Raw genomic sequence first — 12,691 nt, 5'->3', positions numbered from 1 at the left:
CAATGACGATTGACGGTATCGAAATGACCCAGAAGCCCGCCCGCCGCCATGGCGCCGATACAGAGGTGCATCGCCGTCAGCGGGGCAAGAATCTGGCCACGCTGGCGACACTGCTGGGTTTCGTCGTCCTGGTTTATTTCGTGGCAATGATCCGGATGAGCGGGGGCAGCTTCCCATGAAGCAGCCCCGCACCCCGCAACAGCGTAACGCCCGGATGGCGGTGGGGCTGGGCCTGCTGGTTGCCAGCATGGTCGGGCTGTCCTTCGCCTCGGTCCCGCTTTACAGCCTGTTCTGCCGGGTGACGGGCTTCGGCGGCACTACCCAGGTGGCCAAGGGCGCGTCGGAGCGGGTGCTGGATCGGGTGATGGAAATCCGTTTCAACGCGGATGTGAACAATTCCATCGGCTGGGATTTCAAACCCGAAACCCGCTCCATCCAGGTGCGGGTGGGGGAGCCGGCGACCGTTCATTACCACGCGCATAACCGCGAAAGCCGGGCTGTGACAGGAACGGCCGCCTATAACGTGACGCCGGACAAGGCGGGCATCTATTTCCAGAAGATCCAATGCTTCTGTTTCACCGAACAGCGGCTGGAAGCCGGCCAGTCGGTGGAGATGCCGGTCTATTTCTATGTTGATCCGGCGATTGCCGATGATCCGGAGCTGGATGACGTGAAGACCATCACGCTGTCCTACACATTTTTCCGCGCCGCCGACCAGAGCGCGGCCCTGCCCCCTGCGGGGGAGGGGAATGCTGGTCGGCAAGGGGAGGCGACGTCCACCGCCGGGGCGGGGGCGGAGAGCGCCATGACGGGCCGGCAGCAATGACCTGTGCCCGCGATCAATCAATGTACGACCGATTTCAAGAGTCGAGGGATTAGAGAGATGGCTGACATCAAGGCCCATGCAGCTGGTGGCGTTCCGACGGAAGGCATTCCCCAGCCCTATCACCTGGTCAATCCCAGCCCCTGGCCGCTGCTCAGCTCCTTTGCCGCCGGCTTGCTGGCGGTGGGGGCTGTCATGCAGTTCCATCACCATGGCTGGTACCTGCTGGCCGCCGGCTTGACCGCCGTGCTGGGCTGCATGTTCGGCTGGTGGCGCGACATCATCAAGGAATCGGTGGTCGAAAAGGCGCACAGCCCGGTGGTGAAGATCGGCTTGCGCTATGGCATGTCGCTGTTCATCGCCTCAGAGGTGATGTTCTTTGCCGCCTTCTTCTGGGCTTTCTTCGATGCCAGCCTGTTCTATGGCGAGGCCATCCAATATGCCCGCGTCGAGGCGACGGGCGGGGTCTGGCCGCCGCATGGCATCACGCCGTTCAACCCGTTCGACCTGCCGTTCCTGATGACGGTGATCCTGCTGTTGTCCGGCACCACGGTCACCTGGGCGCACCACGCCATCATTGAGAACAAGATGCCGGAGGCGGCCCGTGCGCTCGGTATCACCGTGCTGCTGGGTATCGTCTTCTCTGGTTTCCAGATGTACGAATACAGCCATGCCGCCTTTGGCTTTGGCGAGAATGTCTATTCCTCGGCCTTCTTCATGGCCACCGGCTTCCATGGCTTCCATGTCTTTGTCGGCACTGTCTTCCTGGCGGTCTGCTATTTCCGCACCAAGAAGGGCCATTTCACCCCGCAGAGCCATTTCGGCTTTGAGGCGGCGGCTTGGTACTGGCATTTCGTCGACGTGGTCTGGCTGTTCCTGTTCATCTCCATCTATTGGTGGGGTGCGGGTGGCAAGTGGGTGGCGGCGCATTGATCGGCGCTGCCCCGTTGGAACAGAAACTCTCTTTCCTGTTGCGCGCGGGTCTGGCTTGCCGGTGCCCGCGCTGCGGCAAGGGCCGGCTCTATACCGGCTTCATGCGGGTCGTCGACCAATGTTCGGTGTGCGGGCTGGAAATGGCCCACCACGACAGTGGTGACGGCCCGGCGGTTTTTCTGATCTTCATTCTGGGCTTCACCATTGTGCCGGCGGCGCTGATCATCTCCTTGAAGGTGGATTGGCCGCTCTGGCTGCACGCCTTGATCTGGGTGCCGGTGATCATGGGGGCGACACTGGGGATGTTGCGCCCGGCCAAGGGTGTTACCATCGCCCTGCAATATGGCTATCGCCGTGATTCCTTTGATGGGGAGGCGGGGGAATAGCCGCCCCTGACCTTTGTGAACAACCCCATGTCGCGCCAATTCCGCCCCCGCCTGATCCCTACGCTTGCCACCCTGGTGGCGTTTGTCATTCCGGTGGGGCTGGGCACTTGGCAGGTGCAGCGGCTGCACTGGAAGACCGATCTTCTGGCGCGGATTGAGGCGGGGATGACGGCGGATCCGGTGGCCCTGCCGGCCCTGGTGGCCGATCCCGCCGCCTGGGATTATCGCCGCGCCTTTGTGACCGGCCAATTTATGCACGAAAAAGAAGCCCTGATCGGCCCCCGGCTCTATCCCGGCCCCGATGGGCGGATGCTGCCCGGTCTGCATGTGCTGACGCCGCTGGTGCGCAGCGATGGTGGCGGCATTGTGCTGGTGGATCGCGGCTGGATTCCACTCGACAAGCGCGATCCGGCCAGCCGGGCGGCCGGGGAATTGGCGGGGGAGGTGACCATCACCGGTATCCTGCGCGCGCCGGAGCCGCGCGCCTGGATGCAGCCGGAAAATGATCCGGCCCGCAATGACTGGTACTGGTTCGACCTGCCGGCGCTGGCGCGTTTCGCCGCTGTGCCGGGGCTGGCGCCCCTGGTGCTGCAGGCCGATGCCACGCCCAATCCGGGCGGTTATCCCATCGGCGGCCGTACTATCCTGAAGGTTAAGAACGACCATCTCTCCTATGCGCTCACCTGGTATGGGCTGGCACTCACCCTGGTCGGGGTTTATCTTGCGGCGAGTTTTCGTCGCAGGAATGACCCGACCGCATGATCGACGCCTATCGCGCCCTGGAGGCCCATTTCGCCCGCCGTTCCGCCCTGCAGGGGGCACTGGGTATCCTGAACTGGGATAGCCGCACCATGATGCCGCCTGCTGCCTCCCCTGCGCGGGCCGAACAATTGGCGGCCCTGGAAGGGGTGATCCATGCGGCCTTGCTGGATGAAAAGCTGCCGGACTGGCTGGCCGCGGCGGAAAATGCCGATCTGGATGGCTGGCAGCGGGCTAATCTGGCGGAGATGCGGCGGGAGGTGCTGCTGGCCCGCGCCGTCCCCGCCGATCTGGTGGAGGCCAATGCCCGCGCCGCCTCTCACTGCGAGATGATCTGGCGCACCGCCAAGGCAGAGAAGGATTTCAGCCTGCTGCTGCCCTCCCTGCGGGTGGTGCTGGATCGCCAGCGGGAACTGGCGGCTTCCTATGCCGGGGTGCTGGGCTGCGGGCTGTATGATGCGCTGCACGGGCAATATGAACCGGGCAGCAAGGTGGCGGATTTCGGCCCGGTCTTCGATGACTACGCTGCTTTCCTGCCCGGCTTTCTGGCGCGGGTGGAGGAGCGGCAGGCGGCCGAGCCGGCGCCAGAACCCTATGAGGGTCCGTTCCCCATCGAGACCCAGCGCCGGCTGGTCACCGAGCTGGCGGAGCGGCTTGGCTTCACCGGCCGTATCGACCAGTCACTGCACGCCTTCTGTGGCGGGGCTACGGGGGATGTGCGCATCACCACCCGCTTTGATGAGGATAATTTCTTCAAGGCGTTGAAATCCAGCCTGCATGAGGCTGGCCACGCGCTCTATGAAATGGGTCGCCCGACGGCCTGGGCGTCGCAGCCGGTCGGGCAGGCCGGGGGCCTGGGTGTGCATGAAAGCCAGAGCCTGAGTTTTGACATGCAGGTGGGGCGGCATCCGGCCTTCCTGGCCTGGCTGGCGCCGCTGCTGGCCCGCAGCTTCGGCCGGGAAGGGGAGGCCTGGTCGGCCGATAATCTGCGCCGTCGCTTCCGCCGGGTGGAGCGCAGCTTCATCCGGGTCGATGCGGATGAGGTGACCTATCCGGCCCATGTCATCCTGCGCTGGCGGCTGGAACAGGCGATGATTGAGGGCGGGCTTGATCTGGCCGATCTGCCCGAGGCCTGGAACCAGAGAATGCGCGATCTGTTGGGTGTCACCCCGCCGGATGATGCACTGGGCTGTATGCAGGATGTGCATTGGCCCTGCGGGCTGTGGGGCTATTTCCCCACCTATACGCTGGGGGCGATGATGGCCGCCCAACTGTTCGATGCCGCCCGCAAGGCGCTGCCCGATCTGGATGCACAGATCGGCCGGGCCGAGTTTGGCCCCCTGATCGGCTGGCTGGGGGAGAATGTGCACCGCTGGGGGCGCCGCTATTCGCCCGGTGAATTACTGCTGAATGCCACCGGCAAGCGGCTGGATGCCGGCATTTTCAAGGCACATCTTGAGGCGCGCTATCTTTGAGCGCTGATACAGCAAGGGGGCCCGCCCGGCCCCCTTGTTCTCACCCTACCGCCGGTTCGGCCATGCGCGTCAGGAAGGCGCGCAGTTCGGGGATGCCCAGGCCGGTTTCTGACGAGGTGGCCAGCACCTCCGGATGGGCGGCACCATGCTTCTTCAGCGCCACGGCCACCTGTTCGCGGATGCGCTCCACCCCGCCGGTCTTCAGCGTGTCGGCCTTGGTCAGCACGATCTGATAGCCGACGGCGGTTTCATCCATCATCTTCATCATGTCCACGTCATGCGGCTTCAGGCCATGGCGGGCATCCACCAGCACCAGGGCGCGTTTCAGCGTCACGCGGCCGCGCAGATAGGCGCGGATGAAATCGGTCCAGGCGGCTGACCGCTCCTTGGACACCTGGGCATAGCCATAGCCCGGCATATCCACCAGCACCAGCCGGCTGCCCAGATTGAAGAAATTGAGCTGCTGGGTCCGCCCCGGCGTCTGACTGGTGCGGGCCAGGGTCTTGCGGCCGGTCAGGGCATTGACCAGCGACGACTTGCCGACATTGGACCGGCCGGCAAAGCAGATTTCCGGCAGCACGGCTTCCGGCAAGGTGGTGGCAGCCTCTGCGCCCCAGAAGAAGTCGCATTCCCGTGCGAACAGCAGGCGGCCTGCCTCGATCTCGGCTTCCGACAGGTCGCCCATCAGGCTGGGTGTGATGGTCAGCGGTTTGGCCATGGGGGAATACTCCTTCACGCGGGGGAACAGCGGTACTTCATAAAACAAAGACCCCCGGTACGGGACCGGGGGGGATTCTCATACTTCGATTATTGGCATTTTCCGTCATCCCGGCGAAGGCCGGGATGACGGAAGGAGCCGTTGGAAGCGGCGTGATGTTCCGCTTAGCCTCAGGATGCCTTCACACCCATCCGGCGCATGATGAACCACTGCTGCAAGATCGACAGCAGGTTGGACCAGGTCCAGTAGATCACCAGACCGGCAGGGAAGCTGGCCATCATATAGGTGAAGACGAAGGGCAGCAGCATGAACACCTTCTGCTGCACCGGGTCCGGGTTGGACGGGTTCAGCTTCTGCTGCAGGTACATGGTCACGCCCATCAGCAGCGGCCAGACACCGATATGCAACATGCTGGGCGGATCCCACGGGATCAGACCGAACAGGTTGAACAGGGTCGTCGGATCGGGAGCCGACAGGTCATGCACCCAGCCATAGAAGGGCGCATGGCGCATTTCGATGGTGACATACAGAACCTTGTAGAGCGCGAAGAAGACCGGGATCTGCAACAGGATCGGCAGGCAGCCCGACAGCGGGTTGGCCTTCTCCTCCCGATACAGCGCCATCATCGCCATGGACAGGGCTTCGCGGTTATCCCCATGCTTCTTCTTCAGCTCCTCCATCTTGGGCTGGAGCTTCTTCATCTTGGCGAACGCCTGATACTGCTTGTTGGCGATCGGGAAGAAAGCCAGGCGCAGCACGACGGTGAATGCCAGGATGGCCAGACCGAAATTGCCAAGGGCACGGCCCAGGAAATCCAGCGCGTGGAAGAACGGAATGGTCAGGAAATAGAACCAGCCCCAGTCGATGGCATAGTTCAGATCGGCGATGCCCAGCTTCTCACTATACTGGTCCAGCAGGTTCACCACCTTGGCACCGGCGAACAGCCGGTGGGTGGTTTCCGCCGTGGTACCGGGGGCCACGGTCAGGGCCTGGGTGCCACGGAAATCCACCTGATAGAGATCGGTGCCGACGCGCTGGTGCAGCACGCGGGCCTCAATATCCGTCTTCTGGTCGGGGATCAGGCTGACCAGCCAATATTTGTCGGTAATGCCGATCCAGCCGCCGGTGGAGGACAGCGTCTCGGTCTTGCCGTCTTCCTTCAGGTTCTTGTACTTGAATTCCTTCAGCGTGCCGTTCAGCACGCCCAGCGGGCCTTCATGCAGGATATACATGCCCGCTTCATGCGGGGTGCCCCGGCGCTGCACAAAACCATAGGGGTAGAGGCTGACCGGCTCACCGGTCTGGTTGCGCACCCGCTCCGTGACGGTGAACATATAGTTCTCGTCCACGGCGATGGTGCGTTCGAACACCAGGCCCTGGCCATTGTCAAAGCTCAGCGTCACCGGCTGGCCGGGGGCCAGCTTGTCGCTGCTGGCGGTCCAGACGCTGTCACCCTTGGGCAGGGTAACCGTCTGGCCGCTGGCCGGCACCCAGCCGAATTCAGCGAAATAGGGGTCAGACGCGCCCAGCGGCGAGAGCAGCACCACTTCCGGGCTGTTCTTGTCGGTGGTGGTCTTGTACTTGGCCAGGGTCAGATCGTCGATCCGGCCGCCGCGCAGGCTGATGGAGCCATGCAGGCTGGGGGTGGACAGGGCGATACGGCCATTGTCGGCCAGCACGGCGGCGCGGTCGCGCACTGTGCTGGCATCAGCGGCAGCACCCGGCAGGGCGCCGGGCGTGGTGGCCGGCTGCGGCGTGGTATCGGCCTGCAGCGCCTGCTGGCGCTGGAATTCCGCCTGGGCGGCCAGCTGTCGCGGCCGCTCATAGAAGAAATGGAACCCGAACAGGATCGCGATCGAAATCACGATGGTCAGGATAAGGTTCTTCTGATCCGTCATGGGTGCGTGTTCCAGGTTCCGCCAAAGGGCAAAATCGGATGGGGCCGGGGCCCCAGGTTCCTCACATGAAATGGGCGGGCAATCAATGCCCGCCGCAACAATTTCCACCCGCCCTGTGCGCCTGACGCCCCGGTGGGGACGCCCTGCTGCCCACGGGGGGCACCGGGTCATAACCCGATTCCCCCCAGGGATGGCAACGGGCGATGCGCCGCAGGGCCAGCCAGCCGCCTTTGATGGCGCCATGGCGGGCCAGCGCTTCCAGCGCATAGGCCGAACAGGTGGGCTGAAAACGGCAGCGCGGCCCCAGCAGGGGCGAGATGAACCAGCGGTAGAAATGCACAAAAGCCCGGAGCAGCCAAGCCGCCGGGCTCATTCGCACTGCTCCTTGGCCGGCTTTGACCGGGGCGGTACACGGGGCACATCCCCCGGCTTGTCCCGCCACAGCTTCAGCCTTTTCAGGGCCTGGGCCAGATCATCCTTCAGCGCCGCATAGGGGCGATGCACGGTTTCCCCCCGCGCCACCAGCACGTAATCGTGCCCGGCCTTGGCATGGGGGGCCAGCACCTCGGCCAGAGCCGCCCGCAAACGACGACGGGCGCGGTTTCGTTCAACCGCGCCACCGACCTTTTTGCTGGCGGTAAGACCGATTCGGATCGCCGGCTGGCCGGGATCAGGATGCTGCCGGTCATCATGGGCGCGGGCCTGAACAATCAGGCCCGCTGTCGCCCATTTGCGCTTGGCACCCGCAACGGCCAGGAACTCAGGCCGCTTTTTCAAGCGGCCGACCTTTTTCCCGGCCTGGGGTGCCATGCCAACAAATACCCTTAGGCAGACAGGCGCTTGCGGCCCTGGGCGCGGCGCTTGTTGATGATGTTGCGGCCGGCGACGGTGGCCATGCGGGCACGGAAGCCATGACGGCGGGCGCGCACGATCTTGCTCGGCTGGAAGGGACGCTTCACGGTACTTACTCCGGTCTGGAAAACGGACGGCTTGAACGAAGCGCGTTGTATAGTGGTGAAGGTGCGCGGAGTCAATCGCGCCGCCACATTTAACCCGCAACTTCCCCGCAACCCAGTCCGGCAAAGCTGCCGGACGGGCGGGGGCGTCAGCCGTTCAGGCGCGGGCCGGCCGGCAGCACGGCTGTCAGGGGCACCAGCTGGAATCCCTTGGCCTCCAGCGTCGGCAGCCACTTCATCAAGGCACCGATGGTGACATCATGCGGATGGCCGATGGCAATCGCAACCCCCTTGCGCCGGGCAATGGCCTCCACCTGGGCCAGCGATTTGGCCACGGCATCCGGCGTCATCACATGGTCCAGGAACACGTCACGGGCCAGAATCGGCACATTATAATGGGCGGCCAGCGGGGCGGCCTTGCTGTCCGGTGTGGTGCGGCTGTCCAGGAACATCAGGCCGCGCGCCGACAATTCCGACAGCACAATGGCCATGTCGTCCCGGTCGGCGGTGAAGCGGCTGCCCATATGATTGTTGATGCCAACGAACCCGGTGAAGGCGGACAGGTTGGCGGCCAGCCGCTGGCGCAGCTCGGTTTCCCCGAACCGGGTCAGCAGCGCGCCGGGGCCGGGATCTTCCTTGCCCGATGGTTCCATCGGCATATGCACGATCAATTCATGGCCCCTGGCATGGGCCTGCTGGGTCTGCTGTGGCAGGTCGCGGGCATAGGGCAGCCAGGCCAGCGTCAGGTTGCCATCCAGCGCCACCACCTTGTCGCTGCGTTTGCGGTCCAACCCCATATCATCAATGACGATGACAATGCGCGGTCGCCCGTCCGGGGCGGGGGCCGGGCGGGCGTAATGCTGCCAGGCGGGGGTGCCGGCGGGCGGGGATGGCTTGGCCGGCAGGGGCTGGGGCAGGCGGGGCAATGCTGCCACCTGGGTGGTGGGGGCGGTGGGTGCGGGCGTTGGCACCGGTGCCGGCTGGGCCTCAACGGGTTTCGGCGCTGCGGGGGCGGCGGCCTGCGGGGCGGGCTTTTCCGGTATGGCAGGGGCCTTGCCGGGCAGTTGCGGCACGCCGGCCCGTTCCGCCGCGTCCTCATCAACGGCTTCGGTGCCTTCATCCTCACCCTCGGCATCGGCCATTTCCTCTGCCGGGGTCAGGGCAGGGCCGGCGGAAACCGGGCGATAGCCGCCATGGGGTTGCAGCAGCAGGAACAGCCCGCCACCCAGCACCAGGGCGAATCCCAGGCCGGACAGCAAGCGCCGCCCCTGGCTCAACCGCGTCCACCATCCGCGCAAACCCCCGGCGGGCTTGGCACGGGAACGGCCGCCACCACCCTTGCGGGGGCCGGCAGAAAAGCGCGGCGGGCGAACACGGGGGCCGTTGGGGCGGCGGGGGCTTGTCATGCGCGAAGGGTCCGTTGCCATAGAGTGGGGATGGCGTGCCGCCAGTAATGGAACAAAAGGCGATCTGCCGCAATGCTGTGACCGCAGGGCGGGCAGCGCCCGGTAACGGGGCTTAAAACGCGGCGTGGGCTGGAAATGATCCGCTTCTGCCTATAGGCTGTGCGCCCGCGCCAAGGGGGCGCGTCAATCAGGCTGATGAGTTCTGCCATGCTGCTGTTCATCGACAATTACGACAGTTTCACCTGGAATCTGGTGCATTACCTGGGCGAATTGGGCGCTGATGTGCAGGTGTGGCGCAACGACGCGCTGAAGCTGGAACAGGCGCTGGAGCTGAAGCCGCAGGCCATTGTGCTGTCGCCCGGCCCCTGTGACCCGGACAAGGCCGGCATCTGCCTGCCGCTGATCCATGCTGCGGCTGCGCATAAGATTCCGCTGATGGGTGTCTGCCTGGGGCACCAGGCCATCGGCCAGGCCTTCGGCGGCAAGGTGGTGCGCGCACCCCAGCCGATGCATGGCAAGATGGGCACGGTGTTTCACGAAGGCCGCACCCTGATGCAGGGGCTGCCCAGCCCGTTCCAGGCCACGCGCTACCATTCCCTGATCGTGGAGAAGGAGACGCTGCCCGATTGTCTGGAAAGCACGGCATGGCTGGATGATGGGATGATCATGGCGCTGTCACACAAGACGCTGCCCATCCATGGCGTGCAATTCCACCCGGAAAGCATCGCGTCTGAGAATGGTCACAAGATCCTGGATAATTTCCTGGATCTGGCCAACATCACGCGCGGGCCCCGCCTGCGCACCGTTGCCTGAAGGCGGGGGCCGATGACCGGCGATATGGGCGATTTCAAGGCACTGCTGGCGAAGGTCGCCACCGGTGCCAGTCTCAGCGAGGCGGAGGCCGAACATGCCTTCGCCATCATCATGTCGGGCAATGCCACGCCGTCCCAGATGGGTGGCTTCCTGATGGCGCTGCGTGTGCGCGGGGAGACGGTGGCGGAGATCACCGGGGCCGTGCGCGCCATGCGCGCCAAGGCCATCGGCATTGAAGCACCCGACGGCATTATCGATACCTGCGGCACCGGTGGCGACGGGGCCCATACCTATAATATCTCCACCGCCGTGGCCTTTGTGATTGCCGGCTGCGGCGTGCCGGTGGCCAAGCATGGCAACCGGGCCATTTCGTCGAAATCGGGGGCGGCGGATGTGCTGTCGGCGCTGGGGGTGAACCTGGATGCTGATTTCTCCCTGGTCCGCCGGGCCCTGTTTGATGCCGGCATCGGCTTTCTGCTGGCCACCCGCCACCATACCGCCATGCGCAATGTCGGGCCGACGCGGGTGGAGCTGGGCACACGCACCATCTTCAACCTGATGGGGCCGCTCTCCAACCCTGCCGGGGCGAGGCGGCAATTGCTGGGCGTGTTTGCCCGCCAGTGGATCGAACCGCTGGCCCATGTGCTGCACAATCTGGGCTCTCAGACGGCCTGGGTGGTGAATGGCAGCGACGGGCTGGATGAGATCACCACCACCGGCCCCACCCATGTGGCCGAACTGCGCCATGGCGTGGTGCGCACGTTCCAGATCACGCCAGAGGATGCGGGCCTGCCCCGCGCCACCGCCGATGATCTGCGCGGCGGCACGCCGGAGGAAAATGCCGCCTCCCTGCGCGCCGTGCTGGCCGGGGCGGAAGGGGCCTATCGTGACATTGTGTTGCTGAATGCAGCGGCGGCCCTTGTGGTGGCCGATGCCGCACCCGACCTGAAGGCGGGCGTCGCCAAGGCGGCCGACGCGATAGATAGCGGGCAGGCCACCCAGGCGCTGCAGCGTCTTGCCAGCATCACCCATATTCCGGTGACCGAATAATGAACAGCACCCCCGACGTTCTGGCCCGTATCTGTGCCGACAAGGCAGACCATGTGGCCCGTGCCAAAGCCGCCCGTCCCCTGGCGCTGGTGGAAGAGGCGGCAAAGGCCCAACCGGCCCCGCGTGGTTTCGCCGCGGCACTCTCCCGCACCGTGGCCGACGGGCGCTGGGCCCTGATCGCGGAGATCAAGAAGGCCAGCCCCTCCAAGGGCCTGATCCGGGCCGATTTTGACCCGCCGACCCTGGCGCGGGCCTACAAGGAGGCCGGCGCCACCTGCCTGTCGGTGCTGACCGATATCCCCTATTTCCAGGGCGATGACGCTTTCCTGCAGGCCGCCCGTGCTGCCGTGGACCTGCCGGCCCTGCGCAAGGATTTCATGATCGATCCCTATCAGATCGCCGAAAGCCGGGCGCTGGGGGCCGATTGCATCCTGCTGATCATGGCTTGCCTGGATGATGCGCTGGCGCGTGACCTCTACGATGCCGCCACCGGCTACGGCATGGATGTGCTGGTGGAGGTGCATGACGAGGCGGAGATGGAGCGGGCCTTGAAGCTGCCCGGCGGTCTGCTGGGGGTGAATAACCGCAACCTGAAGACCCTTTCCATCGATCTGGCCACCACCGAACGGCTGGCGGCCATGGTGCCGGCCGGCCGGCATCTGGTGGCGGAAAGCGGCATCCATAGCCCGGCTGACCTGTCGCGGCTGGCCGGCGCCGGGGCGCGGCGCTTCCTGATCGGGGAATCGTTGATGGCCAAGCCCGATGTGGCGGCCGCCACCCGCGCCCTTCTCTCCACCCCCTTCATCCCGGCAGCCTGAGCCATGTCCGGCCGCCTGACCCATTTTGATGAGGCCGGCAACGCCGCCATGGTGGATGTCTCCGCCAAGGAGGAGACGGTCCGCATCGCCAACGCGCGCGGCCATATTGCCATGCGGCCGGAAACCCTGGCGCTGATCCGCGCCGGCGGCATGGAAAAGGGCGATGTGCTGGGCGTGGCGCGGCTGGCCGGCATCATGGCGGCCAAGAAAACCGCCGATCTGATCCCGCTCTGCCACCCGCTGGCCCTGTCCAAAGTGTCGGTGGATTTCACCTTGGATGAGGCGGGATCGAAGGTAGAAATCAGCGCCACCGTGAAACTGAAAGGCCGCACGGGCGTGGAGATGGAGGCGCTGACGGCGGTGTCCGTTGCAGCGCTCACCATCTATGACATGTGCAAGGCGGTGGATAAGGGCATGGTGATCGGTGCCATCCAGCTTGCCTATAAGGAAGGCGGCAAGAGCGGGATTTATGTAGGGCCGCAGGAGGATTAGAGTTTGTAAGGGTTAGGTTGGATCAACCTACACCGTCACCCCGGCGCAGGCCGGGGTCCAGGGTCACAAGCGCGTTGCTCTACGAAACTGGACCCCGGCCTGCGCCGGGGTGACGGCAGTGAGAACCATTTCCGAATTCCAACTAAACCGGACCCACTCTAAGC

General features: G+C 64.9%; 16 protein-coding genes. 10 read left to right on the top strand and 6 right to left on the bottom strand.

Annotation, left to right across the window (positions count from 1 at the left end; translation table 11 throughout):
- Positions 1-2: 2 nt before the first annotated feature.
- The 6 genes from PCJ49_RS07235 to PCJ49_RS07210 are packed head-to-tail and all read left to right on the top strand — an operon-like array spanning position 3 to position 4,376.
- Positions 3-179 carry a hypothetical protein gene (locus tag PCJ49_RS07235; RefSeq protein WP_269910349.1) on the top strand — a complete coding sequence of 59 codons (177 nt, stop codon included), beginning with the start codon at positions 3-5 and terminating at the stop codon, positions 177-179.
- A complete protein-coding gene (locus PCJ49_RS07230) occupies positions 176-826 on the top strand; it encodes a cytochrome c oxidase assembly protein (protein WP_269910348.1) in 651 nt (216 codons plus the stop codon). Before PCJ49_RS07235 ends, PCJ49_RS07230 begins: the two co-directional genes overlap by 4 nt.
- A gap of 57 nt (positions 827-883) precedes the next feature.
- Complete coding sequence (locus PCJ49_RS07225) at positions 884-1,756, top strand: cytochrome c oxidase subunit 3 (RefSeq protein ID WP_269910347.1); 873 nt, start codon at positions 884-886, stop codon at positions 1,754-1,756.
- Positions 1,753-2,142, top strand: coding sequence for a DUF983 domain-containing protein (locus PCJ49_RS07220; RefSeq protein WP_269910346.1), 390 nt, complete (start codon positions 1,753-1,755; stop codon positions 2,140-2,142). The genes PCJ49_RS07225 and PCJ49_RS07220 overlap by 4 nt, the downstream gene beginning before the upstream one ends.
- A gap of 27 nt (positions 2,143-2,169) precedes the next feature.
- Positions 2,170-2,904, top strand: a complete 735-nt coding sequence (locus PCJ49_RS07215) for an SURF1 family protein (RefSeq protein WP_269910345.1) — start codon at positions 2,170-2,172, stop codon at positions 2,902-2,904.
- Positions 2,901-4,376 carry a carboxypeptidase M32 gene (locus tag PCJ49_RS07210; RefSeq protein ID WP_269910344.1) on the top strand — a complete coding sequence of 492 codons (1,476 nt, stop codon included), beginning with the start codon at positions 2,901-2,903 and terminating at the stop codon, positions 4,374-4,376. Before PCJ49_RS07215 ends, PCJ49_RS07210 begins: the two co-directional genes overlap by 4 nt.
- A 40-nt stretch (positions 4,377-4,416) precedes the next feature.
- On the opposite strand, the gene yihA is transcribed toward PCJ49_RS07210, so the two are convergent.
- From yihA to PCJ49_RS07180, 6 genes are all read right to left on the bottom strand, one after another.
- Positions 4,417-5,094: a ribosome biogenesis GTP-binding protein YihA/YsxC gene (gene yihA / locus PCJ49_RS07205; protein ID WP_089287365.1), complete on the bottom strand. Its 678-nt coding sequence runs from the start codon at positions 5,092-5,094 to the stop codon at positions 4,417-4,419.
- Positions 5,095-5,264: 170 nt separating this feature from the next.
- Complete coding sequence (yidC, locus tag PCJ49_RS07200; RefSeq protein WP_269910343.1) at positions 5,265-6,992, bottom strand: membrane protein insertase YidC; 1,728 nt, start codon at positions 6,990-6,992, stop codon at positions 5,265-5,267.
- A gap of 82 nt (positions 6,993-7,074) precedes the next feature.
- Positions 7,075-7,365: a membrane protein insertion efficiency factor YidD gene (gene yidD, locus PCJ49_RS07195; RefSeq protein ID WP_269910342.1), complete on the bottom strand. Its 291-nt coding sequence runs from the start codon at positions 7,363-7,365 to the stop codon at positions 7,075-7,077.
- Positions 7,362-7,769: a ribonuclease P protein component gene (gene rnpA / locus PCJ49_RS07190; protein WP_244559451.1), complete on the bottom strand. Its 408-nt coding sequence runs from the start codon at positions 7,767-7,769 to the stop codon at positions 7,362-7,364. Before rnpA ends, yidD begins: the two co-directional genes overlap by 4 nt.
- 47 nt (positions 7,770-7,816) lie before the next feature.
- Positions 7,817-7,951 (bottom strand): 50S ribosomal protein L34, encoded by a 135-nt coding sequence (gene rpmH / locus PCJ49_RS07185; RefSeq protein WP_089287361.1) that lies wholly within the window; start codon positions 7,949-7,951, stop codon positions 7,817-7,819.
- Between the two features lie 146 nt (positions 7,952-8,097).
- Positions 8,098-9,354, bottom strand: a complete 1,257-nt coding sequence (locus tag PCJ49_RS07180) for a divergent polysaccharide deacetylase family protein (protein WP_269910341.1) — start codon at positions 9,352-9,354, stop codon at positions 8,098-8,100.
- Positions 9,355-9,561: 207 nt separating this feature from the next.
- Between PCJ49_RS07180 and PCJ49_RS07175 the strand changes: the two genes are divergently transcribed.
- From PCJ49_RS07175 to moaC, 4 genes are read left to right on the top strand one after another with little or no spacing between them, the layout of a single operon-like run.
- A complete protein-coding gene (locus PCJ49_RS07175) occupies positions 9,562-10,167 on the top strand; it encodes an aminodeoxychorismate/anthranilate synthase component II (RefSeq protein ID WP_269910340.1) in 606 nt (201 codons plus the stop codon).
- Between the two features lie 12 nt (positions 10,168-10,179).
- Positions 10,180-11,217 carry an anthranilate phosphoribosyltransferase gene (gene trpD / locus PCJ49_RS07170; RefSeq protein ID WP_269910339.1) on the top strand — a complete coding sequence of 346 codons (1,038 nt, stop codon included), beginning with the start codon at positions 10,180-10,182 and terminating at the stop codon, positions 11,215-11,217.
- Positions 11,217-12,035: an indole-3-glycerol phosphate synthase TrpC gene (trpC, locus tag PCJ49_RS07165; RefSeq protein WP_269910338.1), complete on the top strand. Its 819-nt coding sequence runs from the start codon at positions 11,217-11,219 to the stop codon at positions 12,033-12,035. The genes trpD and trpC overlap by 1 nt, the downstream gene beginning before the upstream one ends.
- Before the next feature lie 3 nt (positions 12,036-12,038).
- On the top strand, positions 12,039-12,527 hold the full coding sequence (gene moaC, locus PCJ49_RS07160; protein ID WP_269910337.1) for a cyclic pyranopterin monophosphate synthase MoaC: 489 nt from the start codon (positions 12,039-12,041) through the stop codon (positions 12,525-12,527).
- Positions 12,528-12,691: the final 164 nt, after the last annotated feature.

This window comes from Niveispirillum sp. BGYR6 (genome assembly GCF_027568365.1).
Classification (GTDB): Bacteria; Pseudomonadota; Alphaproteobacteria; order Azospirillales; family Azospirillaceae; genus Niveispirillum.
The sequence above is the reverse complement of the archived record's forward strand: the minus strand, read 5'-3'. Positions and strand labels throughout refer to the sequence as shown.